The organism is Arthrobacter sp. Soil761 (assembly GCF_001428325.1).
Classification (GTDB): domain Bacteria; phylum Actinomycetota; class Actinomycetes; order Actinomycetales; family Micrococcaceae; genus Arthrobacter.
In genome coordinates, this window is sequence record NZ_LMSF01000028.1 from 252,868 (window position 1) to 277,259 (window position 24,392).

Sequence of the window (24,392 nt, forward strand, 5' to 3'; positions counted from 1 at the left end):
ATTTGCTCATGAAAACGGACGAGCGGCACAGGACCATTGCCGAAATCCTCCGGCGGCAGCCGGAGGTGAGCGTCGAGGACCTGATGCAGGCCTGCGCCGCCTCCGGCGCAACCATCCGCCGGGACCTTGAAGTACTGGCCGGCCACGGTGTGCTCCGCAGGGTCCACGGCGGCGCCAGGAGCCTGATAGGCCACGGCCGCAACCCGGGCTACGGACAGCGGGAGCTGGAGGACCGGGATGCCAAGAAGCGCATCGCAGCTGCCGTGGCCGGCCTGCTGGCCGACGGCGAACACGTCTGGCTGGACAGCGGCAGCACGGCAACCGAAGTGGCGCGGGCAGCGGCCGGCCGGCAGGTGACCCTGATGCCCATGTCCCTGCAGGCCCTCAATGCGGCTGCAGGCGGTGACGGTGCCGCAGGCTCCCGCCCCGCCCTGCTGCTGCCGGGTGGAAGCGTGGTGCCCGGTGAACTCTGTTTCCGCGGACCGCTGGCCGAGTCCAACATCAGGTCCCTGCGTTTTGACACCGCGGTGGTCACGCCCTGCGCAGTGGACTTCCGCGACGGCCTGCTGGCCCACGACCTCGACGATGCCGCGGTGAAGAAGGCCGGCCTGGAAGCTGCGGCACGAGTGGTGGTGGCCGCCTCCGCGGGAAAGTGGCAGGCCAGCGCCCGGGTGCTCGTCGCCGGCCTGGAAAAAGTGGATGTCATCGTGACGGACCGGCAATTCAGCGCCCAGGACCATGCCGACCTTAAAAAATACTCTGTGGAAGTAGTGTACGTATGAGCTCCAGTACAGGTAAGGAACAGCAGGCAGGCTTGAGAGCCGCCGCCGCAGCCACGTTCGTGGTCTTCGGGATCAACGGACTCGTGTTCGCAAGCTGGGCGGCCAGGATCCCTGCCGTTACGCAGACGCTGCACATCACGTCGGGGCAAATGGGCACGCTGCTGCTGTGCACGGCCGTAGGCTCACTGCTGGCACTTCCCACCGCCGGCCTGGTGGTCGGCAGGATTGGCACCGCCAAAACGGTCCGCTTTGCGGGCTTGCTGGCGGCGGCCGCAGGTGTGGGAATCGCCCTGTCGCTTTCGGCCACGTCCATTCCCGGAACAGCGGTTTCGCTGTTCTTCTTTGGCATTGGCATTGGCCTTTGGGATGTGGCACAGAACATCGAAGGGGCCGACGTGGAGCACAAGCTCCGTCGCACCATCATGCCCCAGTTCCACGCGGCCTTCAGCGGCGGCGCATTCGTTGGCGCCCTGGTGGGTGCAGGGCTTTCCACCCTGGGTGTGGACCTGCCGCTGCATCTCATGGCGATTGCAGCCGTGGTGGTGCTGGTGGCATTGACCGTGCCACGCTACTTCCTTCCCCACATCTCCACCGCCCCCGTGGAGGGGGAGCCGAAACCCGCCAAGGGACCGTCCGCGTGGCGGGACAGCAGGACACTGCTCATCGGCGTCGTGGTCCTGGGCGCCACCCTCACCGAGGGAGCGGGCAACGACTGGATCGCCAAGGCCTCAGTGGACGGGCTCGCGGCCTCCGAATCCACCGGCGCCCTCATGTTCGCCCTCTTCGTCCTGGCCATGACCGCCATGCGGTTCCTGGGCGGCCGAGTCATTGACGCATACGGACGGGTGGCAGTCCTGCGGGCCAGCATGGCCGCAGCGGCCGCGGGCCTGGGCCTTTTTGTGCTGGCGCCCAATATCTGGCTGGCCCGCATCGGTGCAGCCCTGTGGGGCGTCGGCGCCGCCCTGGCTTTCCCCATGGGCATGTCCGCTGCGTCCGATGACCCACGGCACTCAGCCGCACGCGTTTCCGTTGTATCCACTTTGGGGTATATATCATTCCTTGCTGGACCACCGCTGCTGGGCTACCTCGGTGACCTCACCGGTATCCACACCGCGCTGCTGGCCATCATGGCACCCATCCTGGTGGCGCTGCTTCTTGCCGGTGCCGCGAGGCCCCTTAACGCGGTCGAGGAAGCCGCCGGGCAGGAAGCCGCCAAGCGGGACTAGACCTTGGGTTAGGGTGATCACATGCAAAGCGCCAGGCCGCGGGGGAGAAGCTGGATCAGCCGCCTCGATAGATACCTTCTCAAGCATGTATCCAACCTGCCCGGCGGCAACCACGATGTGTTCTTCCGCCGGCTTTCCGCCTCGGCCAACCACGGAAAGCTCTGGATGGGAGCGGCGGCCGTCCTGGCGTTGTTTCCCGGCAAGACGCGGAGGGCAGCACTGCATGGGCTGATCGCCCAGGGGGTGGCCTCCGCCGTGACCAACGTGGTGTTCAAGACGCTGCTCCCCCGGACCCGCCCGCTCCCCGAACATCTTCCGGTATTCCGCTTCGTGCATCCACAGCCCACCAGTTCCTCCATGCCATCGGGGCATTCGGCGTCTGCGCTAGCGTTCGCAGTCGGGGCAGGCCTGGTCCGCCCGGCCGTAGGTGCTGCCCTGGCTCCCGCAGCCGTGGGAGTCGCCTATTCGCGGGTTCACACCGGCGCCCACTGGCCGTCGGACGTCCTCTTCGGTTCGGCCCTTGGTGCCGGTGCTGCGCTGGTGACCCGCCATTGGTGGCCGGTTCGTCCGCCGATTCCGCAGACGACCAGGGCATGGACCCGTGCGCCTGAGTTGCCGGGCGGCGAGGGTCTGAGCATTGTGGTCAACACCTTGGGCGGATCCTTCAAGGAGGAGACGGCGTCAGCACTCAAGGAAGTATTTCCCAAAGCGCATATAAATACCGTGCAGCCGGACGAGGACCTGGTGCAACGGATCGCCGCCACCGCCGACTTCCCTGGCACCCGCGCCCTGGGCGTGTGGGGCGGTGACGGAACGGTCGGCGCAGCTGCCGCCGCCGCCGTCGCACGTTCGATTCCCCTGCTGGTCCTGCCCGGCGGCACCCTGAACCACTTTGCGCGCGACGCGGGGACGGGGAGCCTGAAGGATGCAGTGGATGCGGCCAGCAAAGGTGAAGCGGCCCTGGCGGACATCGGGGTGGTGACGGCGGAACGGGGCCTGGCGGGAAGCCCGGAGGTCTCCGAAATGGTCATGCTGAACACCTCCAGCGTCGGCCTTTATCCGAACTTTGTCCGCCGCCGGGAACACCTGCAGCCGGCGCTCGGGAAGCCGCTGGCAGGGGTGGTGGCCATGTTCAGGACCTTTGCGGCGGGCACCCCAACCACCCTGTCCGTGGACGGCGTTGTGCGCAAGGTGTGGATTGCCTATCTGGGCAGGGGGCGTTATTACCCCCGGGACCATGCGCCCTTGTTCCGGCCGGTGATGGATGACGGCGTGCTGGACGTCCGGATGATCACGGCTGACGAATCCTTTGCCCGGCTGCGGCTGCTGTGGTCCGTGCTGACGGGAACAGTGGCAAGCTCCCGCATCACCCACCTGCGGGAGGCCACAGAGGTAAGGATCGACGCCGGAGGCGCACCCATGGCGCTGGCGGTGGATGGCGAAGCGCTGGCCGGCGTGCGCAGCGTCGCATACCGGATCCAGCCGAAGGCGCTGACGTATTACTCCCCGCGCCGCTGACCACGTGGACGTGGGGGAAGTAACTACCCTGATTCTCCCCTGAATCAACCCTGATTCCGGGAAAAAGCTGCCCGGGCATCGGTAGCGTAAGGCATGAACACCCACCGAAAGTCGTCTGCAGCCGCGCGCTGCCGTGCAAAGGATTCTTCATGATCGAGGCAAACGGGCTGACCAAGGTCTACGGCGCCAAAACCGCCGTGGCCGGCGTCAGCTTTACCGTCAGGGCAGGGCAAGTGACCGGCTTCCTGGGCCCCAACGGGGCAGGAAAATCCACCACCATGCGGATGATCATGGGACTGGACCGGCCGACGTCGGGCTCGGTCACCGTGAACGGCCTGCCGTACGTCCGGCACAAGGCACCCCTGCGCGAAGTGGGTGCCCTTCTCGATGCCAAGGCGGTCCACACCAGCCGCAGTGCCTACAACCACCTGCTGGCCATGGCGGCCACGCACAGCATCCCCAAATCCCGGGTGCACGAGGTGATTGAAATGACGGGGCTGGAGGCTGTGGCACGCAAGAAGGCCGGCGGCTTCTCCCTGGGGATGGGCCAGCGGCTGGGCATAGCGGCAGCCTTGCTGGGGGACCCGCAGACCCTCATCCTGGATGAACCCGTCAACGGCCTGGACCCGGAAGGTGTGGTCTGGGTGCGGAACCTGGTCCGCTACCTCGCAGGGCAGGGACGCACGGTTTTCCTTTCCAGCCACCTGATGAGCGAGATGGCCCAGACCGCCGACCACCTGATCGTCATTGGGCGCGGCCGCGTGATTGCCGACGCACCCATCCGTGACATCATCACCGGCAAGGGGCAGGCACGGGTCCGGGTGCGTACCGACGAACCCGACCGTCTCTACCAGCTGCTCGCCGGACGGGGCGCGTCCATCGACGTCCCGGAGCGGGAACTGCTCGAAGTAACGGGCCTGGAGCCCAGGACCATCGCGGCGGCCGCCCTGGAAAACCACGTCATGGTCTACGAACTGACGCCGCTCGTCGCCAGCCTCGAGGAGGCGTACATGGAACTGACCAAGGACGACGTCGAATACCACTCCCTGCCCGCCGCGGAGGTAAGCAAGTAATGAGCGTAACCACCACCGAACCCACGTCTTCGCCTGACCCCGCATCCTCCGCCGGGGGCCGCAGCCCCCGTGCCGGTGGACGGGCCCTGCCCGGCCCCACGTTCCTCCGGGTGCTCAACTCGGAAGTCATCAAGTTCCGCAGCCTCCTTTCCACGCTGATCCTGCTCGCTTCCACGGCGGTGGTCATGGTCGGGTTCGGCGCGCTGTCCGCGTGGGGGACGGGCCAGTTCGCCGACGCGGCCACAAGGGATCCGCAGGCCGCGGCGCGGATGGCATCGCAGGGCGGCGATCTTGCCGTCAGCGTGCCCACCTCCGGCATCGCCTTCGCCCAGCTGATCCTGGGGTCCCTTGGTGTGCTCCTGATGAGTTCGGAATTCACCACCGGAATGGCCCGGTCCACCTTCGCGGCCGTGCCCAGGCGCGTTCCCGCATTCGCTGCAAAGCTCGTGGTGGTCATGGTGACGTCATTCGTGGTTACCGCCGTCTCCACCTGGGTGGCAGGACTGGTGGCCGTGCCCATCCTGGACAACTATGGCCTCACGCTGGACCTTGGCAGTTCCCAGTCGGTGAAGCTCCTTCTGGTCAACAGCCTCTATGTGGCCGCCGTCGCCGCCATCGGCATGGCCCTGGGCACTCTCATCAGGAATTCCGCCGGCGGCATCATGAGCCTGGTGGGCATCTTCTTCGTGGCACCCATCGCCTTCCAGCTCATTCCCGGGGACTTCTTCAAGGAGGCCCGCAAGTACCTGCCAGGCAATACCGTTGATCCGCTGACGGCGGCCCAGCATGTTCCGGACACCCTGGAAGCCTGGCAGGCGGCACTCGTCCTTGGCGCCTGGGTCATTATCCCCGTCCTGCTCGCGGCAGTCCTGTTGAAGCGGCGGGACGTTTAGCGGCCAACCACTGCTGACGCCCCCGGCGAGAGGGACGGCGCGTGGTTTCCGGCACATTACAAAAGTGCATGGCGGGAAACTTTCTTTGCCCGTGGTGGTTCCTGCTTGGAGGCACGTCCTGTTGGGAGCAACCAGGTCTGTTGGAGTGCACAAAGCAAGGTGCATAATGGCCGACCTAGGGTGAAACGACGATGTGGTGCATCACACGGTCCCCCGGTGGTCCACCAAGGCACGTCGCTCAACCCATGCTATTTTCCCAACAGGACGGCGCTTCCATGCATGCTGACCAGCAACTCTCAAAGTCCCTGAAACCCAGGCACCTGTCCATGATCGCCATCGCCGGCGTCATTGGTGCAGGCCTCTTTGTCGGCTCGGGCGCCGCCATCCAGCAGGCCGGCCCGGGTATCCTCGTCGCCTATGCTGCCGCGGGCCTGGTGGTCATCCTGGTCATGCGCATGCTGGGGGAGATGGCCGCGGCAAACCCGGAAACGGGCTCATTCTCGACCTATGCGGACAAGGCACTGGGCCGTTGGGCAGGGTTCAGCATCGGCTGGCTCTACGCGTGGTTCTGGATCATCGTCCTGGGCATCGAGGCCACTGCAGGCGCGGCCATCATGCACCGGTGGGTGCCGGGCATTGACCAGTGGGTCTGGGCCCTTGTCCTCATGGTGCTGCTGACGCTCACCAACCTCGGCTCGGTGAAGTCCTACGGCGAGTTCGAGTTCTGGTTCGCGTCCATCAAGGTGGCGGCGATCGTCCTCTTCCTGGTCTTCGGTGCAGCCGCCATCCTGGGGCTCATCCCCGGTGTCCCAGCCCCCGGCCTGAGCAACCTGATCAACAACGGCGGCTTCATGCCCAACGGTCCGGGCGCTGTCCTGGCCGGAATCCTCGTGGTGGTCTTCTCCTTCTTCGGCGCCGAAATCGCCACCATCGCCGCCGGCGAATCAGAAAACCCCGTGGATGCCGTGAAGAAGGCCGTGAAGTCCACCGTATGGCGCATCCTGGTCTTCTACATCGGCTCCATCGCCGTGGTGGTCACCCTGCTTCCGTGGAACTCGGCCTCGGTGGCCAAGAGCCCCTACGTAGCGGTCATCGAACTGTTCGGCATCCCGGGCGCCGGAACCATCATGGACGTGGTGGTGCTGACCTCTGTGCTGTCCTGCCTGAACTCCGGCCTCTACACCGCCAGCCGCATGCTGTTCTCACTCTCCACCCGCGGTGACGCACCGCGGGCATGGACCCGCATCTCCCGCCGCGGCGTACCCGCTGCCGCGGTCCTCGCCTCCACCGTGGTCGGCTTCGTCACGGTGGGCCTGAACTACATTGCCCCGGACACGGTGTTCCTCTTCCTGGTCAACACCTCCGGAGCCATCGCATTGTTCGTCTGGCTGGTCATCTCCGCCTCGCAGCTGGTCCTCCGCAAGCGCATGGGAGCCGCAGCAAAGGACCTGCAGCTGAAGATGTGGCTTTTCCCCTACCTCACGTGGGCAGCGATCATCAGCATCGTGGCCCTGCTGATCGGCATGGTGATCGTGGAGTCCACCCGGGAGTCCCTGCTGCTTTCGATTGCACTGGCCGCCGTTGTGGTGGCGGTGGGCGTGCTGCGCTACCGGCGGAAGGGCGTGGCCGCCGCGGGCCAGCCGGACGTGGCAACCGAGGCTGCGCCGGCACCTGTCGAGTAGGCGCGGCGCTAGACTCGGGACCATGCCTTTGCCTCCCTCTGCTGCAGACCACATCCAGGACCTTGGCGCCTATGTCAGCGCATCGCCGTCGAGCTTCCACGCTGCGCATGAGGGGGGCCGGCGCCTGGAGGAAGCCGGGTTCACCCGCCTGGATGAGCTGCAGCCGTGGGAGGCCGGGCCCGGTTCCTTCTTCATCATCCGCGACGGCGCCCTGATCGCCTGGGTGGTCCCCGAAGACGCGGGACCCGCCACGGGTTTCAACATCCTGGGCGCGCACACCGATTCGCCGTCGTTCAAGCTCAAGCCCAAGCCCACCACGGGTGCGCACGGCTGGCTCCAGGCCGGGGTGGAAATCTACGGCGGCCCCCTGCTGAATTCCTGGCTGGACCGGGAGCTGCGGCTGGCGGGCAGGCTGGTGATGCTTGATGGCACCGAGCACCTCACGGCCACCGGGCCGCTGCTCCGCTTCCCGCAGCTGGCCATCCACCTGGACCGGGCCGTGAACGATGGCCTCACCCTGGACAAACAGCGCCACATGAACCCCGTCTGGGGGCTGGGAAGTCCTTCAGACTCCGACCTGCTGGGCGTGCTGGCGGCGTCGGTTGCCGGCGCATCCGTCGATCCGGGGCAGATTGGCGGGTACGACGTCGTCATTGCCGACACGCAGGCGCCTGCGGTTTTCGGGGGCAAGGGGGAGTTCTTCGCATCAGGGCGGCTGGACAACCTTTCCGCCACGCATGCCGGACTGGCAGCGCTGACCGCCCATGCGGAGTCCGCAGCCGCCGGCGGCCCGATTGCGGTCCTTGCCGCCTTCGACCACGAGGAAATCGGCTCCAACTCCCGCTCAGGGGCCTGCGGGCCCATCCTCGAGGACGTGCTGGTGCGCATCTCCGACGGCCTGGGCGCGACGGTGAGCCAACGGCGGCAGGCCTTGTCGGCGTCGTTCTGCCTCTCTGCCGATGCCGGCCACGCCGTGCACCCCAACTATCCCGAGCGGCACGACCCCGCCAACCATCCCGTGCTGAACGGCGGGCCGCTGCTGAAGATCAATGCCAACCAGCGCTACGCCACGGACGCGTTCGGCGCCGCATTCTGGGCGCGGCTCTGCGGCGAAGCAGGCGTTCCCTACCAGGAATTCGTGTCCAACAACGTGGTGCCCTGCGGTTCCACCATCGGGCCGCTCACCGCGACCAGGCTGGGCATCCGGACCGTGGACGTGGGCGTGCCCCTGCTGTCCATGCACTCGGCCCGGGAGCTGTGCGGGATTGAGGATCCACACCGCCTGGCCGCGGTGACGGAGCTGTTCTTCCGGACGGCGGCCTTGCCGGCGGGGGCACACCCCTAACGGATCCAGCCGTAGTTGAACCCACCATGGTCAATTTGGTGGGCAGGCACCCCTACCCACGTTTCGCCGTCGGGAACATTGCTGAGAACGGCCGCGCCCATGCCGATGGTCGCGTAGTCTCCCACGGATGTCCTCTCCCGGACGCTCGAATTCAATCCGAGGTAGGCGCCCTTGCCTATCCTGGCGCCGCCGCCCAGTGAGACGCCCGCGGCGAAGGTCGCAAAGTCGGAGACATCGTCGTCGTACGAGAACGTGACTGAGGGCATGGCAACCACGTGGGATCCCAGGCTCACGGCGGCAGTGAGGGTTACGTTGCGCAGCAGGATGCTGCCGCGGCCCACACGGCAGCCTTCCGGGTACTGGACGGAAGGATCCACCGCACTGGCGTACCTCGACTCGCCGATCCCCAGAGTGCCCAGATGCGACACCACCGCTTCGCGTTCCCTGCTGGACGCAATGCACACCAGGAGGAAGGCGTGCATGTAGTTGACTGCATCATCAATGCTGCCAAGGACGGGGGCACCATCGACGGTGACGCCGGCCATCTCCCTGTCATCATCGAGCAGCCCAACCACGTCATACTGGCCGCTGCCGCGGACCATGGCCAGGACTTCACGCGCCAGGCCGCTGGCACCTATCAGGATCAGTTCGCTCACGTGACGGCGCCGGCAGCAGCCTGCCGGGGTGTCGTTACTGGAATCCGGTCCATGCTGTACCTTTCCGGCGCGTGACGTCCTCTGAACGTGGGACAAGGCTATTCGCCAGGGGCACACTTTCCGGCTGGACACCGAAGGCTATGTGGTTCGGAACAGGGACTATGTGGAAACTGCGGGGACCTGTGGATCACAGGACGGGCAGGACGTACGGCTCCGCAGCCGGAGTTGCCTTGCCGGCGGCCAGGGCAGTCAGCTGTGCGCGGGACTCAACGCCGAGCTTGCGGTAGATGGCCGTGAGGCGTACTTCGACGGTGCGGACCGAAACATACAATGTGCCGGCTATTTCCTTGTTGCGCATCCCCCGGGCCACCATCATCGCCAGCGCCCTCTCATGGTCCGTGAGCAAGAGCATTGACGGGTTGCCCTGCGGGCGGGCGGCCTCCCACCGTTCGTCCAGCAGGAGGGCGTCCACGTGCTGCGTCCAGGCATCAGCCCCGGCCTCGTCAAACATCACCTTGGCCCGGAGCAAGGCCTCCCGCGCGTGGCGCAGCCTGCCGAAGCCATGCAAACGTTCCGCATAGCACATCAGGGTCCTGCCCCGCTCAAGCCTGTGACCGTTCCTGTCTTCAAGCGCCTGCTTGAAGAGCTGCAGGGACTGCTCGCCGTCCGCAAGCATGGCGCGGCTCCGGGCAACCACGATGACCAGCCACGGAGAGCGCAACCCCGCCGAACGGCTTTCCAGGCGTTGAAGAGCCTGGGTGGCTTCACGGTGCCGGCCAAGACGGACCAGTACCTCCACCAGGTCGGCCTCACAGCGCAGCAGGGTGGGGTTGCCCAGCCCCAGACCGATTTCCGTGGCCCTGGACAACTGGACAACGGACTCCGCCAGGTCACCCCGCAGGAGTGCGAAGTGGCCATGGCAGGCCGCCAGCTGTGCCGTGAGCCCAGGGTGGTTTCCCGATCGCAGATAGTCCAGGGCATTGGCGGCCTGGTTACGCGCGAGTTCGTCATCGCCCAACGAGTAGGCACGCCAAACCCGGAACAGGTGCCGGGCTCCCCGGTGGTACTCCAGGTCAGGTTGGCAGAGCTCGAGTTCGTCGATCAGCCTGACCGCCGCTGCCACATTCCCGGCGCGGATCTCATTGTCTACTGCCGTGAGGGCTGCTGTTTCCCGCCAGTTGGCGTGGTCCGGTTCTGTGGAGCTGCGGAGCATCGCGAAGGCTTCACGGGCGCTTTCGTACTGTTCCGCATAGGTGAGCGCCCGGCCGCGCAGCAGGAGGCGGGCCGGCCGGGCGCTGCGGACCTGCCCGGGGCGGCGGGAGGGGTTTGCCCTTCCGCCGCTGATCGATTCGACCAGCAGTTCGGCATGGTCGGCGATGGCCAGGCACTGCAAGGACGCGGAGCCGCGGAACGCGCCGCCCTGGCGCAGCAGCTCAACTGCCTCTTTCAGTTCCCACCGCTCGGCATAATAGACGGCGCCGATGGCCAGCAGGGCAGCGGAATACCCCGGATCGTGCTGGCCAAACTCCTTTACCAGCCGCTGCAGCATGCTGCAGCGCACCGCAACGCCCTGGACGAAATCGATCTCGAAGGAGAGGCCGGTCAACCGCAGAATCAGGTTGGGGTCGCGGGTGACCCCTTGCGCCCACTCCAGGTACCGGCGCGCATGCACCAGATCACCGCGGGTGAAGAGCAGCTCGGCCAGCCCGGTGAGGCGTGCCGCCGTTTCCGCTTCGCCCGGGTTGATGGCGAGGGCCCGCTCGATGCACTCCACCGCGAAGGACACCTCGCCCCTCCGGACCAGGTGCACCGCGTTACGGAGAAGGTGGAAGGGAGTTTCGTGCTCCAAGACCACCGCGAAGCTCAAGTGCCAGCTGCGGGCATGCCGATCGGTGCCCCGTGCTGCTTCAGCCAGGGCGCGGTGGGTTGCGGTGCGGACGTCAGGTGGCATGGCCGCGTGCACATGGCCCCGCAGCATCTGGTCCGCTATCCACAGGTGTTGTCCGGAGCGCTGCACCAGTCCGGCAGCCACCAATTCATCTGCGTGAAGCCACGCTTCATGGTCGATTTTCCCGATAGTGGTGATGTCACTGCGGAACGAGAGCGCAAGCAGGTCCAGGACCATGCTCGCGCCGGGGGTCAGAGCGGCCACCGCTGATGCGTGTCCAGCGTCAAGGCTGCTCGTGGAGGACAGCGGGATGGGCAGTGCGCACTTGCCGCCGGCGTGCCTCTCCACAAGCCCGCTGTACAGTTCGACGGCGGCAAGCGGGTTGCCGCCGGTGGCTGCGGCAACCGCGTGGGCCACCGCCGTCGTGGTCTGTTTGGTTGGCATGCTTTCCAGCATCCGCACGGTGTCACCCTGGCTCAGCGCACCCAGGCGCAGGGCGGGGAGGCCGGTGAAGGGGCTTCCCGGGACCTCGTCCCGCATGCCCGCAAACAGGACAATTTCCGTGCCGGCCAGTCGCCGTGCCAGGAATCCAATGACTGATTGACTGGCCGGATCCAGGCAGTCGGCGTCGTCAATCGCAATGATGGTCCGCGTTGACGACCGGCGCTGCAGTCCGCTGAGCAGCATGCCGGACACAGCGGGAACGGTCAGGGCACCGGCGTTGCCACCCCGGAGGGCGTCGACGGACCCGTTCAGGACCGGGTCATCCATCTCATTCAGCAGCGCGGTCAGCCCGGAAAAGGGCCAGCCCGATTCAGCGGCGCTGGCAGCCAGGAACACGGACCGGTATTCGCAGAGAGAGGAAATTTCGGACAACAGGGCTGACTTGCCTATGCCCCGGCCGCCGACGATGGCCAAGACTGTTTCCTTGGGGCCACGGATCGCAGAAAGAATCCGGTCAATTTCTTTGTTTCGGCCCACAAGCGGCATGGGGTCCCCAATCATCGAAGAAGGAGACCGCATTTTGTACTGCCGGTTCAAATGGTGGCCGCGCTCCCCAACGCGTAGGCCGCTACAAGCGAATATAACGCGCCACTAAACATGGCACCATACAAATTTGCGCTGGATTGCATCAAGATTAGATCCACAATTGCTCAAGGTCCCCGCCGCGTGGCTGAAGGCCGGCCCGGCGAACGCTGGGGCCTTGCAGGGCCTGGCGATTGCGGTATTGGCGGCAGTACCGGCGCCACCCCATCGCATGAACCACGAAGGGCAGCATGATAACCCCCGTACTTAAAAACGCGCGGCAGACAATAACCCCTATACCTAATATCACCCTGTACCCGTAATCCCCGTACTTGCCTTATCGCAGTAAATATGACTGCAGAAACTGAGTACTCGCTACTGGTGACACTCGAAAGGGGTGGAAATAGGCTTTCTCCACGGCCAGAGTCAAAGGCTAACGAGAGCTGGGGCCCGAGACCAGACCCATGACCGGATAAAGCGTCAAAGACGCGCTCGGCTTCCAAGCGGGCGGGTTCGTTGTTAACTATCCGCAAACGTCATGAAGTGGTGAGGTATTTGTCCATTTCCATCCAGCTCCCAATTACTCTTGCGATGCAGGGCACGGAGCCCGGTAAGGCCTCCGTCAGCGTCGTCATTCCAACACTGAACGAAGCCAGGAACATTCCGTGGGTCCTGCGCAGGATGCCGTCCTACGTTGATGAGGTCATCATCGTGGACGGCCGGTCCACCGACAACACTGTGGGAGTAGCCCAGGCGGTCCGCGACAATCTCGTCATCGTCAATGAGCCCCGCAAGGGGAAAGGTGTGGCCCTACGCTCAGGGTTCGCTGCCGCCTCAGGCGACATTATTGTCATGCTTGACGCGGACGGCAGCATGGACCCGCAGGAGATCGGGTGGTTCGTTTCCCCGCTGCAACATGACTACGACTTCGTCAAGGGCTCGCGGCATGTCACCGGTGGGGGCTCCGAGGACCTCACGCGCCTGCGGAAAGCCGGCAACCAGGCGCTGACCAAGTTGGCCAACGCGGTGCTGCACAGCAATTACTCCGATCTCTGCTACGGATATATTGCGTTTCGGCGTGAATGCCTTGAGATCCTGCAACTCGAATCAGATGGATTCGAAATCGAAACTGAACTGATCGTCCGGGCAGCACGGGCCGGCCTCCGGATTGCGGAAGTCCCCAGCATTGAGCTTGACCGGATTTCGGGAGCCTCCAACCTGCAGACCTTCCGTGATGGGTGGCGGGTCCTGCGGAAGCTGGCCCACGAATGCACCATGTGGGAGGCACCCACGGCCGGCGCCCGGCCCGAAGCCCTGCGCCGGGTCAAGTACGCCTACGCCAACGTCAGCGTTCCGCGGACGCCAACCGACCCGCAGAGCATCCTTGCATTGGTTCAGGGGGCTTAGCATGCTGGATCGAATTGTCCGTCCAAGTGTGTCGATCGTGATTTGTGCCTACACCGAACGCCGTTGGGAGCTTTTGCTGGACGTGATCGAGTCTGTCCGCGCCCAAACTGTCGCCCCCCAGGAGATCCTGGTGGTCGTGGACCATAACGAGGACCTCTACGGTCGGCTCCTCGAAATTGTCGACGACGTGACAGTGGTGGAGAGCGAAGGCCCTCCGGGGCTTTCAGGGGCGCGCAACACGGGCGTCGGACTCGCAGAGGGGGACATCGTGGCCTTCCTGGATGATGATGCGGTGGCGACGCCAAACTGGCTGGAACGCCTGCTTGTCCTCTACGACGATCCCGACGTGCTGGCCGTTGGCGGCCGCGTCGAACCTGTATGGGACCAGGGCCGCCCAGGCTACTTCGGTGAAGAACTCGACTGGATCGTTGGATGCAGCCACCGCGGAATGCCGACGGTTGCCTCCGAAGTCCGGAACCTCATTGGGGCAAACATGTCCTTCAGGCTCGACGTCCTCCGGCAGGTTGGTGGCTTCAACATCGCGCTGGGCAGGCAAGGCAATTTGCCGCTTGGCTGCGAGGAGACCGAGATCTGCATCCGCTCCACCATGGGCGCACCCGGTTCCCGGATCGTTTACGAACCTGCTGCCTTGGTCCGGCATCACGTCCCGCAGGAACGTGGGACTGTGCGCTACATGCTTTCCAGGTCCTGGTCGGAGGGCCTCTCCAAGGCACAGGTCAGCCACGTCGTGGGGCACAAACGGGCCCTCGGTCCCGAACGGCGGTATGTCCGCAGCACACTGCCGCGCGCCGTGTTCTCGGGAATCCGCGATTGGAGCCGGGGCGACAATCCCATGGGACTGGGACGGGCAGGATCCGTCCTTGCGGTATTGGCCTTCACCTCCGCCGGCTACCTCCGCGGCCGCCGGCTGGCGCACAGCTCCACAACCCAGTTGGGCAGTGAAATTCCCCAAGGCGCAGTCTGGCGGGAAGTCCAGTGAGGGTGAACACCTAGCCAGGACGCTGCCCGTCCCGTCCATGGGAAAGACCTCTTAACGTTGGTGGCAACCAAACAGAGCCAACGACTAAGAGGTCTTTCCCAATGTGGAGGTTGAATCAAACCCGGCACAAGCGCTGCGTTCAGGGGCTGCGGCAGTGGGGTCAGCCGGCGTCCGGGTGCCAGTACCGCAATCCGCCGCTGGTACCCCCGTCGTCGGCGACATCGATCAGCGCGTAGGGAAAGACCTGGCGGTCCAACTGATCCGGACCTTGGCCGCGGACGTCCGACGACCAGGTGCCGGTGTTGATGTACCGGGTTGGAGAACCTTCCAGCCGTGATTCAAGGGCGCGGTGCGTGTGGGCCGAGATGTACCAGGCCACTTCGGAACCGTGCGCTTCAAGAATGCCCGCCACCCGGGCTGCCGCCGCAGGAGCTTGCCCGCCACTGATATTGCGTCCAGTGGCAGCAAGCACCATGCGGGTCGCGGTAAGGGGGAGCGCTGACACCGTCCGGAACCGGGACAGGCGTGCAAGTTCCCGCACTGCCGTCCCGTTGAGCGCGAGCCGCTGCGACTCGGTCTGGAGCAGCTCGTCATAGGCCGGGCCGCGGACGCGCCGTTCCGCCCGTTCCGAGGCCAAACAGGCCTGGGCAACAGCTCCGGCACGACTGAGGCGCGACCGCGTGGGATGGGCATGCCAGGCGGCGAGGGGCGGCAGATCCAGCCCGTCAGTGCCGTTGACGGCGGTGCGCAGCACCTCGGGTATCCGGTGCAGCGCGTGATGCAGGTGTCCATGCTCGGCCATCAGCACGGAGGGGACATAGAGGAACCACGGGTGCACCCGGACCCGCGTGGGATCATCGGGTGCCAGCAGCGCCGCCAGCCGTGCGGCCACCGATGGGCGGGCCAACTCCACATCATGGTTCCCGCATACGAAGTGCAGCTGCACCCCGCGCGCCACGCACGCCTCCAGGGCCCGGAGAGTGGCCGGGTGCCGTTCGAAGATGGAGTCAAGCCGGGCCAGGCTCTCGTTCTCGGACAGGCCTGTGAGTTCAAAAGTGTCACCAACGAAGACAAGGTGTTGCTGCATGCCCGGGGCGGCGGGCACCTCGCGGTGGAGGAACCCCGGCAGTACCCTGCCGGGGTTCCGGGGATCGTCGTCAGTGACGTCCAGATGGAGGTCGCTGACGAGCAACCATCGCGCCCCGCGCCCCAGGTTCACGTAAGCAGTCCAAGGACGCGGGGGAAGAGAAGGAGCAGGAAGGCTGCCCACATGACGCCGACTACGATCCTGCTGTTCCTGGACTGGCTGTGGGGAACCGGCGCTGCTGCCGGTTGCCCAGTGCTTGATCCAGTGCTTGATCCAGTGCTTGGTGCGGTGGTTGACCTGCCGGGTCCAAGCCGCCGGACCTCGAGGGTTACGAGGGTGATGAGCAGCACGGCAGCTGCCAGCACTCCTGCCAGATCCATCATGATGCGACCTCCTGACGTGCCCGCGCCAAGCATGCGAGGACAGTAATGACGGCCATTGTCACGACGCATGCCTGCCACGACCACAGCGTGAGGTAGAACATGGCCGTGGACACTGCGGTGAGTGTGGCCAGGCCCAGTCCCAGGACGAGCAGCACGCCAAGCGGGACGTCGGTAATCGGGATAAGCCGGGCCAGTGCCTGGCCCGGGAGCAGGATGAGGATGGCTATGGCGGCGACCGTCTGCAGCGGCGTCGGCAACCCGACCAGCGTGACCAGGGCCAGTACCACCGCGGCAACCCCCAGCGCCAGGGTGGGCCGGCTCACTCCGCGGCCGGTCATGGCCCCACCCGGTATACGCGTGCGTCGGCATTGCTGTACGCGAGCTCCACGCCGACCTGCGTATCAAGCCAGTCCTCGAGCTCCCCGAGGCCCGTGGCGGTGGTCTGGCCCTGGATGATCAGGCTCGACTCCGATGAGCGCAGGAGCAGCAGGTAGGCGCCGGCGGCATTGTGCCTGGCGTAACCGTAGATGAGGGGGCCGCAGGTTTCGGCCGACAGGTCGGCGGGACAGAGGTCCTCAATGGTCCGGTATCGGTGCTCCAGGTAGTCCTGGTTGCGCCACGGCGTGGGATGGTCAGCCGAGATAATCGAAGAGCCGGGCGGCGCCATGTGGTCCACGGCGGCGATGGCGGCCATCTCGTCATCGGTAAAGACGTCATATTGCGCGTTGCCAAAACGGCCTGTCACGGTCATGACGGCGAACAGGATGCAGGTGAGGACAAGGGCTCCCGCAGCACGGAAGGAAGGCCGGTATCCCACGTTTCCGGGAAGCAGGACCGATGACGCCTGCATCGCAACGAAGGGGAGCGCGAACAGTGATACGCGGATGAGCATTTCCCCGCCGTAGGACTGCGCGGGAAAGAGCAGGAACGGGGCGACGGCCAGGAGGAGCACGCGGATGTCAAGGCGCCCCCTGCGCCAGTCGCGGAACGTTCCAACGGCGGCGAGGGCCCAGAGCAGGAGGGTGAGGCCCATTCGGACCTGCACCACGAGCAGATGTCCAGGGGTCCCGTTGGTGCGGTCGACGACATTTGCTTCGATGGCGGTCTGCAGGCCCGCGTCCGCCAGCGGCGGATGGCCTGCGAGGTACGTGCTTGCAGGAAAGACAAGCCAGAGCACCAGTACGACGCCGGCGATCAGGGGCAGCCTGCTGGGCCAGAGACGTCCGCTCAGGGTAAGGGCGGTGAGGGCGATCAGTACCATGAACGGCGTGAGCTGGTGGCTCGCGCAAATGACCACGATCAGCAGGAGGGTTACGGCCAGGGCGCCAATCCGGCGCCCCGGCTGGGGTTCGGCCGGGGACCGGCCCCGCCACCATGCTGCCAGGTCGGCGCGCCGGAACCCGCGGAAGTGGGAAGGCTCCGTTGCCAGCGGCCCCAGTGCCAGGGCCACCACAACCAGGTAGAGGAAGAAGCCGAAGGCCTGGGGGGAGAGGTAGTCCTGGTCCTGCCAGTTGCCGAGGCAGAAGAGCCAGAGCACCAGCCAGCGCCGGCGCGGATCGCTGATCAGGTACCGTGTCACCACGGCCACGGCGACGAGCCACAGGCCCACGTTGAACACCGGTGCCCACAGGGCAACGCTCACGGGGTCGAGGCCGGCCGTTCCGAGCACGGTCGCCAGGAGGGCAAAGAATCCCGGCCAGTTGAAGTATGCATCGATGTTGGGATCGATGGCCACATTGCGCGACATGGCGTCGGCGATGCCCAGGTGGCGGAACGCCACTTCACCGCGCGGTACGTCCGTCACGAAGACAGCGGCGCCGAAGAGTATGAGCACCAGTACCACGAGGAGCCACAGCATCACCGGGCTGCGTGCAGGGCCCGCGGCATCCCCGCGCAGTGCCACGACGAAGGCGATGTTGAGAATCAGGACCCCCACCCAGAACGGGTAGGGCAGCACACCGACCAGTCCAAGGTCGCTGTTCACAGGAAGTGCCACGGTGGAGGCGGCCCACGCTGCAAGTGCGAGCGACACCGCCCCCGCTGCGGCGCACCAGACATCCCTGGTTTTCCAGCGCGCCTGGGGACGGTGGATGGCCTCCTTGAGCGTGCTGGTCATGATGCCTCCTTTTTGGTGCGGTGGAGAATTGCGATGAGCCGCAGTCCGATGACCAGGGCCCCGGCGGAGAGCACTACCAGCCACGCAAGGGCCATGGCGCTGGAGCCACTGTCGGCGCCCAGGAGCGCCGAGACGCAGAGCGCGGCGCCAAGTGTCACCCCGACGATGATCGACTCTGTATAGCGGCCGAGCACCCGGCAGACGGAGTTGTAGGCCTGCAGCACTGCATAGGCCACCACTCCCGCGGCCAACAACCGCAGGGTGCCGGTGGATGCATTGGCGTACCTGTCGCCGAGCAGATGGAGCAGCGGGTGGGCAAAGACGATGAGGACCATCGCAGCTAGGCCACCGACTATGAGGGACCAGCGGAAACTTGCCCAGGTGGTGGCCGCCAGGCGGCCCGGTTCACGGACTCCCTCGGAGAATTGGACAATGCCTATAAGCATCGGAGCTGTGTAGGCAGCCCAGGCCATCATCCATGCGGGATACCAGTAGGCCGCCACCTCCGGCGATACCAAGTGCGCAAGCAGGAGCGGCAGCACCAGTCCCGGGGCGCGTTCGGTGAGGGTGAGGAGCTGGTTTGGAATGCCCATTTTCAGCAATGAACGTCCGCGCCCGGGATGCAGGGACGGCCGTGGCCGATAGCCCACCAATCTCCGCAGCTGGACGCCACCGATGATGCACGAGACGGCCGAACCGAGGGTCCAGCAGGCCATCAGCACATCGGCCGTAGCCGCGTGGGCCGCCTGCAACGCCACCAACGCCGTGGCCCCAAGGGAGACCATGCCGCCCAGTGTGTACCTCAGTGTTGCGCTGCTGCCGCGTCCCAACGCGACGAGCGCCTGGTCCAGCACCGTGCACATGGTTCCCGTGACGGCAGCCACCACGAACGTCAACCAGAAGAGAACCGACATCGGGGCCGTGTTCGGCGCCACGAACAACTCCAGCACGAGGTAGCCCAGGGCCAGCACGGTCCCTGCCACCCCCACGATGCCAAACGCCGCGTCCAGCACCCGGGCCGGCGGCTCCCCCCGCCCCACCGAGACGATGACGGCCGAACCGGTGCCCAGCACCGCAAGCTGGGTGCAGATCATCACCGCCGAAACCGCAGCAGTGGTCAACCCAACCTCACGGTCTATCGCCGCGTGCGCGGCGACGACCCAGAATGCGAAACCCGTGCCCGTCTGCGCAGCCTTGGCCAGGACGAGTCCAAGCGAGCTGCGCAGGGGGGAATGCCGGACGACGGGTGGGGCCTCCGTTGGAGCGATCTCCCGTTCAGCCGTCACGACCTAAACCCCTCGCCATACCCGCGTAGTTGTACCAGCAGAAGGCGATGTAATAGCGAAGCCATTTAGGCTGGCCGGAGGCGAGGCTCAAAGCGCTTCCCCGAACGGCGGCGGCGGCGGGCAGGAGCGCCAATCGTGCGCCGCCCCAGCCGTGCTTCCGGACCATCCGGCCCAGTCCCGTACCATCCATGAGGAACTGGTCAAGCGCGAAGTCGAAGTCGTCGGCGGCAAACCGGTGTTCGACCATGACCCGCTGCGACACCCCGGTCTTCATCCCTGACTGGCGCATCCGCCACCGCAGTTCGATGTCCTCGCCCGACTTGAATGCGTCGTCGAAACCGAGGCCCAACATCAGGTCCCGGTCTACGAGCGTGGCGACGAGTCCGAACCAGTTGCGGCTGCGCCCGGTGCGATGGTGATGTGCCAGCGCCTGGCCCCAGTAGCCGGGTCCTGCGACGCTTTCAAGGCCTGCCTGGAGGGCGTCATATCCGTCCTCCACCAACTCAATGAGCAGGTCTGCGACGCCGGTGGCTCCGAACACGACGTCGGCATCCACCAGCAGGACCCATCGGGTGGTGCTGTTCTGGACGCCAAGCGTGCGGGCCCAGGGCAGGCCGCGGCCCTCGTCACTAAGGATCCGGGCGCCGGCAGCGCGGGCAATTTCGACCGTGCGGTCGGTGGACAACCCGTCCACCACGATGATTTCCGCGACACCGGACTGACGCAAGGCTTCCAGACAGCGCGGAAGCAGCTGCTCCGCGTTGCGGGCCGGAACGACCGCGGTGACGTCTGCTGTGCTGTAGCCCACGGTGATCCCCCTTAGGCCTGCTCGTCGAGGATCGACGGCAGCAGCTCGTCCAGGTGCCGGACAATATCGTCCGATGCCTCGTCCGCGGAGTAGGCGGCCGGGACTTGGAACAGGTGGCAGGGGCGTCCGTCCAGGGCTTTGCTGAGAACGAGTCCTTTCGCCGCGAAGTGTTCGCGCCACGGGACCACGGAGCTTGCCGCGAGGCCGGTAACGACCCGCTGCGAGAAGCTCGCCATCTCGATATGGAAGTTGCCGATCATGCGGTCCACCATCCAGTCGGTGGTCCGTTCAACAACCCGTGACCGTGCGCCCTCGTAGCGCTCCACATATATGGCGGCCGCAAGCGGCGCTGAGGTGGTCACCTTCCGACCGGGAAACGCTGCCTCCGGGGTGACCATGCGGTGCTCCGGCGACCACCGTCGGGAGAAGTCGGCCAGGCGTGGATAACGGATAACGAACGGGTGGACCACAGTGGTGAGGCGTCCGATGCTCCCGGAGAACCGGGAGGGGACGAGGGGCTTGCGCGCACCTTCAAACAGGTGCGGGTAGATTGCGCGGTGATGCGGCTTAATGAACATGGGCTTCGCGTATCCAAGCAGCGTTGCGTCCTCGGCGAGGAATGCCCAGTCGTCACCCATGAACGACCAGCCCTCACGCCGCATCAGCTTGGCGGCGGTGCTGGTCTTACCGGTCCCGCCGGCCGCGGGCAGCGCGATGGCGTGGCCCCGGTAGGCCATCGTTGCCGCGTGGATCATGGCCGCCCCGCGGGAGATCATGGCGGCATCGAGAACCGGTACCACGGAGGTCAAGAGCTCTCCGGGTCCGTGAATACGCCATTGCTCTGCACCCCTGACAACTTGGACCCGGTCAGCCTGGAAGCGCACACTGTTGTCCGTGTACGCCAGCTCATGCTCGACGAAGCCGGCATTCGGCATAGGCTCGGGGCGGTCATCAACAATAATGTCGGGCTGCCGATCCTCCGTGTCGGAGGCGAAACACGCCAACATGCTTTGAAGCTGCCTTGCCGTGGGGGCCATTGCGTCGACGCTGATCGTGACGCGGCCGTGAATGTCGAAGTGCAGTGCCTTCGCCCGCCTGGTGCTCATAGTCCTCCCCTGTCTGATTGGTGTCGGCCGAATACAGCTCCGGCCCGGGCCAATCCACCCAGTGCCCGTAGACGGATTCGAAACCCCCGGCCGTAAAACTCCGCCGGCAGAATCGAGCGTAGGGTAGGCCGCCCGGGTAAACACCGGTAGTGAGTACTCGCCTTTTGCATCGCCTGCTACGTGGGGAATGGCGCGCTTTTCGCAGGGCTGGGGGTGGCGGGGCACGTCCGGGCGTGGCGTTAAGTACGTTGGGGGTTTGTCCCGTTCGGTGCGTCAGGTAGAGGGGGTACCTTGGGCGTAGACGCGAACCCAGTCCACCCGCATCTCGCCGTGACCGTTGGGAGTGCCGTCCGGAAACCAGTCCAGCTGCAACGTCTGGTGCATCGACCCCGGCGGCTGATGCGTGGGGTCGCTGTCCTCAAACCACTTCACGCCATCGACGTAGCCGATGATGCCGCCGGGGGACCAGTCAACTGCGTAGTTGTGGAACTGCGTGACGTCCAGGGGCTTGGAAACAGAGGTCTTAGCGTTCGAGCATCCGAAGTGGTGGAAGAAATTGGTGCGGTTCCAGTCACCAGTGGTCTCCGCATAGTCCACTTCACCGTCACAGGGCCAGTGCCCGCTGTCCGGCCACAGGATCGACACCATATGGTATTCATCGTCCCCGGATCCCGCTGCCCGGACTTCCCAGCGGCCATACCTCTGGAGGCCAAATTTGGCACTCATTCCCGCGGTCGTGCCATCCGATGTTCCGGTAATGACCATCCTGGAACCATCCACCGTGACCTGCCGGGGACTGCGTATGCCGTTCCCTGCGTGCCCGTCACTGTCGTACACGGACCACTTCGCGGCGTCCGGTGCCCCGGCGTAATTGAACTCGTCGCCGGCGATCGGCGTGCCCCAGCCCAGCCTTGCCGCGGCAGAGGTCGCGGCAGAGTCTGTCATGGGTTGGGCTGAGCTGGCCGAGCAGCCGGACAGGAACAGTGCCGCCATCCCCAGGGCCATCGCGGGTCGACGCATGTGTCAGATAATAGGGGCTTCAGCGGCGGGGTGGATAGCAGCCGCGGTTTTTCCACATAGCGTGCCGCGCCGCTGCCTGGGCTTCGCACCACGGCACTAGCCTTGAGTCAAGCGCGAATCGCCTATCGGGTCCAAATGCACTAGGATATTGAAGTCTGTGCTGCGTCCTGCCTCCGTTCCGGGGCAAGGCATTGCACGGAATCGCAAATGAACCTCCTGTTACGGAAATGCCGTAACCGCTTAGCCCAAAGGAGGTGGGTTCACATATGCGTCCTTACGAATTGATGGTAATCATCGACCCCGAGGTCGAAGAGCGTACCGTTGAGCCGTCGCTTCAGAAGTTCCTGAATGTCATAACCAACGATGGTGGAACCATCGAAAAGGTTGACATCTGGGGCCGTCGCCGTCTGGCTTACGAAATCAAGAAGAAGTCCGAAGGTATCTACGCCGTGGTGAACTTCACCGCCAAGCCGGAAACCGCCAAGGAACTTGACCGCCAGCTGTCTCTTAACGAGACCATCATGCGCACCAAGATCACCCGCCCCGAAGAGCAGAAGGTTGTTGCTGAGTAATTCAGCACCACCTCTTCATTCTTTACCCCGCAGGACACGCACTCTTCACCCAGGATCGAACAAGGAGGCAGTAGATGGCAGGCGAGACCACCATTACGGTCATCGGTAATCTCACCAATGACCCGGAATTGCGGTTCACACCGTCCGGTTCGGCAGTAGCGAACTTCACCATCGCTTCCACCCCCCGCACCTTTGATCGCCAGTCCAACGAGTGGAAGGACGGGGAAACCCTGTTCCTCCGCGCCGCTGTCTGGCGTGAAGCAGCCGAGAACGTTGCCGAATCCCTGACCAAGGGGATGCGCGTCATCGTGACCGGCCGCCTGAAGAGCCGTTCCTACGAAACAAAGGAAGGCGAAAAGCGCACCGTTATCGAGCTTGAGGTCGACGAGATCGGCCCGAGCCTGCGCTACGCCAACGCCAAGGTTAACCGTACCCAGCGCTCCGGCGGACAGGGTGGCGGCGGCTTCGGCGGCGGCAACAGCGGCGGTGGCTTCGGCGGCGGCAACTCTGGTGGAAGCCAGGGCGCCAACGCCGGCGGAGGCTGGGGCGGCGGCAACCAGCAGGCTGCACAGGACGATCCCTGGGCTACGCCCGGCGTGTCCAACGCAGGCGGCTGGGGCAACGGCCCCGATTCCGAACCTCCCTTCTAAAACCCAAACAATGGTCCGGCGCGGGGCCTCTCAGGGAGCCGAAAGGCACCCAGGGAACTGCCGCCGTCGGACCACCACCATCCCGTGGATCAATATCCACGGGCTCCCTAGAATAGGAGCTCCACGATGGCTAAGGCTGAACTCCGTAAGCCCAAACCAAAGTCCAACCCCTTGAAGGCCGCTGACATCACTGTCATCGACTACAAGGACGTAGCATTGCTGCGCAAGTTCATCTCCGACCGCGGAAAGATCCGCGCCCGTCGCGTCACTGGCGTTACGGTGCAGGAACAGCGCAAGATCGCCCAGGCAATCAAGAACGCCCGCGAAGTTGCTCTGCTGCCTTACTCCGGCGCTGGCCGCGGCTAAGGAAGGGATTAACTAACATGGCAAAGCTCATTCTGACCCACGAAGTAACCGGTCTCGGTGCTGCTGGCGATGTTGTCGAGGTCAAGGACGGTTACGCACGTAACTACCTCCTGCCCCGCAACTTTGCCCTGACCTGGTCGAAGGGTGGCGAGAAGCAGGTTGAGTCCATCAAGGCTGCCCGCGCTGCCCGCGAGCACGCTTCCCTGGAAGATGCTCAGAAGCAGGCCGCTGCACTGTCCGCGAAGCCGGTCAAGCTGGTCGTCAAGGCCGGCGAGTCCGGCCGCCTGTTCGGCACCGTCAAGCAGGGCGACGTCGCCGACGCTGTTGAGGCCGCCGGCCTCGGCAAGATCGACAAGCGCAAGGTTGAACTGCCTGCCCACATCAAGTCGGTTGGTTCCTACCAGGCCAACGTCCGCCTCCACGCTGACGTTGCTGCTGTGATCGAACTCGACGTGGTTGCAGGAAAGTAGTCCTCAACTGCATCGGAAGACCCCCGTCGCCG

General features: G+C 65.2%; 23 protein-coding genes. 13 read left to right on the top strand and 10 right to left on the bottom strand.

Going from position 1 to position 24,392, the window contains the following annotated elements:
- The first annotated feature begins 8 nt into the window (after positions 1-8).
- The 7 genes from ASG79_RS15680 (at position 9) to ASG79_RS15710 (ending at position 8,519) form a co-directional block, all read left to right on the top strand.
- Positions 9-782 carry a DeoR/GlpR family DNA-binding transcription regulator gene (locus tag ASG79_RS15680; protein ID WP_018769855.1) on the top strand — a complete coding sequence of 258 codons (774 nt, stop codon included), beginning with the start codon at positions 9-11 and terminating at the stop codon, positions 780-782.
- Positions 779-2,008, top strand: coding sequence for an MFS transporter (locus tag ASG79_RS15685; protein ID WP_056392354.1), 1,230 nt, complete (start codon positions 779-781; stop codon positions 2,006-2,008). Before ASG79_RS15680 ends, ASG79_RS15685 begins: the two co-directional genes overlap by 4 nt.
- 21 nt (positions 2,009-2,029) lie before the next feature.
- Complete coding sequence (locus ASG79_RS15690; RefSeq protein WP_056392355.1) at positions 2,030-3,526, top strand: bifunctional phosphatase PAP2/diacylglycerol kinase family protein; 1,497 nt, start codon at positions 2,030-2,032, stop codon at positions 3,524-3,526.
- 149 nt (positions 3,527-3,675) lie between these two features.
- Positions 3,676-4,599 carry an ABC transporter ATP-binding protein gene (locus ASG79_RS15695; RefSeq protein WP_018769852.1) on the top strand — a complete coding sequence of 308 codons (924 nt, stop codon included), beginning with the start codon at positions 3,676-3,678 and terminating at the stop codon, positions 4,597-4,599.
- Positions 4,599-5,492, top strand: a complete 894-nt coding sequence (locus tag ASG79_RS15700; RefSeq protein WP_200953185.1) for an ABC transporter permease — start codon at positions 4,599-4,601, stop codon at positions 5,490-5,492. The genes ASG79_RS15695 and ASG79_RS15700 overlap by 1 nt, the downstream gene beginning before the upstream one ends.
- Positions 5,493-5,767: 275 nt before the next feature.
- Positions 5,768-7,174, top strand: coding sequence for an amino acid permease (locus ASG79_RS15705; protein ID WP_018769850.1), 1,407 nt, complete (start codon positions 5,768-5,770; stop codon positions 7,172-7,174).
- 22 nt (positions 7,175-7,196) lie between these two features.
- The gene (locus ASG79_RS15710) at positions 7,197-8,519 is read left to right on the top strand and encodes a M18 family aminopeptidase (protein WP_056392357.1); all 1,323 of its coding nucleotides are present in this window, start codon (positions 7,197-7,199) and stop codon (positions 8,517-8,519) included.
- Here the strand turns inward: ASG79_RS15710 and ASG79_RS15715 are convergent.
- The gene (locus tag ASG79_RS15715) at positions 8,516-9,175 is read right to left on the bottom strand and encodes an acetyltransferase (RefSeq protein WP_018769848.1); all 660 of its coding nucleotides are present in this window, start codon (positions 9,173-9,175) and stop codon (positions 8,516-8,518) included. The genes ASG79_RS15710 and ASG79_RS15715 overlap by 4 nt on opposite strands.
- Positions 9,176-9,362: 187 nt before the next feature.
- On the bottom strand, positions 9,363-12,086 hold the full coding sequence (locus ASG79_RS15720) for a helix-turn-helix transcriptional regulator (RefSeq protein ID WP_321165893.1): 2,724 nt from the start codon (positions 12,084-12,086) through the stop codon (positions 9,363-9,365).
- Positions 12,087-12,680: 594 nt separating this feature from the next.
- Between ASG79_RS15720 and ASG79_RS15725 the strand changes: the two genes are divergently transcribed.
- Entirely contained in the window at positions 12,681-13,496 is an 816-nt protein-coding gene (locus ASG79_RS15725) for a glycosyltransferase family 2 protein (protein ID WP_018769846.1), read from the top strand.
- A gap of 28 nt (positions 13,497-13,524) precedes the next feature.
- On the top strand, positions 13,525-14,496 hold the full coding sequence (locus tag ASG79_RS15730; RefSeq protein ID WP_018769845.1) for a glycosyltransferase family 2 protein: 972 nt from the start codon (positions 13,525-13,527) through the stop codon (positions 14,494-14,496).
- Positions 14,497-14,656: 160 nt separating this feature from the next.
- On the opposite strand, the gene ASG79_RS15735 is transcribed toward ASG79_RS15730, so the two are convergent.
- The 8 genes from ASG79_RS15735 to ASG79_RS15770 form a co-directional block, all read right to left on the bottom strand.
- On the bottom strand, positions 14,657-15,715 hold the full coding sequence (locus ASG79_RS15735) for a hypothetical protein (RefSeq protein ID WP_056392361.1): 1,059 nt from the start codon (positions 15,713-15,715) through the stop codon (positions 14,657-14,659).
- Positions 15,712-15,966, bottom strand: coding sequence for a hypothetical protein (locus tag ASG79_RS15740; protein ID WP_056392363.1), 255 nt, complete (start codon positions 15,964-15,966; stop codon positions 15,712-15,714). Before ASG79_RS15740 ends, ASG79_RS15735 begins: the two co-directional genes overlap by 4 nt.
- Positions 15,963-16,304 (bottom strand): hypothetical protein, encoded by a 342-nt coding sequence (locus ASG79_RS15745; protein ID WP_018769842.1) that lies wholly within the window; start codon positions 16,302-16,304, stop codon positions 15,963-15,965. Before ASG79_RS15745 ends, ASG79_RS15740 begins: the two co-directional genes overlap by 4 nt.
- A complete protein-coding gene (locus ASG79_RS15750) occupies positions 16,301-18,082 on the bottom strand; it encodes a hypothetical protein (RefSeq protein ID WP_018769841.1) in 1,782 nt (593 codons plus the stop codon). Before ASG79_RS15750 ends, ASG79_RS15745 begins: the two co-directional genes overlap by 4 nt.
- The gene (locus ASG79_RS15755; protein ID WP_018769840.1) at positions 18,079-19,368 is read right to left on the bottom strand and encodes a lipopolysaccharide biosynthesis protein; all 1,290 of its coding nucleotides are present in this window, start codon (positions 19,366-19,368) and stop codon (positions 18,079-18,081) included. Before ASG79_RS15755 ends, ASG79_RS15750 begins: the two co-directional genes overlap by 4 nt.
- Positions 19,358-20,176, bottom strand: coding sequence for a glycosyltransferase family 2 protein (locus ASG79_RS15760; protein ID WP_018769839.1), 819 nt, complete (start codon positions 20,174-20,176; stop codon positions 19,358-19,360). The genes ASG79_RS15755 and ASG79_RS15760 overlap by 11 nt, the downstream gene beginning before the upstream one ends.
- Before the next feature lie 11 nt (positions 20,177-20,187).
- On the bottom strand, positions 20,188-21,282 hold the full coding sequence (locus tag ASG79_RS15765; protein WP_018769838.1) for a hypothetical protein: 1,095 nt from the start codon (positions 21,280-21,282) through the stop codon (positions 20,188-20,190).
- 273 nt (positions 21,283-21,555) lie between these two features.
- Complete coding sequence (locus ASG79_RS15770) at positions 21,556-22,302, bottom strand: glycoside hydrolase family 16 protein (RefSeq protein ID WP_235509825.1); 747 nt, start codon at positions 22,300-22,302, stop codon at positions 21,556-21,558.
- 266 nt (positions 22,303-22,568) lie between these two features.
- Between ASG79_RS15770 and rpsF the strand changes: the two genes are divergently transcribed.
- From rpsF to rplI, 4 genes are all read left to right on the top strand, one after another.
- Entirely contained in the window at positions 22,569-22,874 is a 306-nt protein-coding gene (gene rpsF / locus ASG79_RS15775) for a 30S ribosomal protein S6 (protein WP_013602900.1), read from the top strand.
- 74 nt (positions 22,875-22,948) lie between these two features.
- On the top strand, positions 22,949-23,524 hold the full coding sequence (locus ASG79_RS15780) for a single-stranded DNA-binding protein (protein WP_018769835.1): 576 nt from the start codon (positions 22,949-22,951) through the stop codon (positions 23,522-23,524).
- Positions 23,525-23,650: 126 nt separating this feature from the next.
- Complete coding sequence (gene rpsR / locus ASG79_RS15785; RefSeq protein ID WP_003800144.1) at positions 23,651-23,890, top strand: 30S ribosomal protein S18; 240 nt, start codon at positions 23,651-23,653, stop codon at positions 23,888-23,890.
- Positions 23,891-23,907: 17 nt separating this feature from the next.
- A complete protein-coding gene (gene rplI / locus ASG79_RS15790; protein WP_018769834.1) occupies positions 23,908-24,360 on the top strand; it encodes a 50S ribosomal protein L9 in 453 nt (150 codons plus the stop codon).
- Positions 24,361-24,392: the final 32 nt, after the last annotated feature.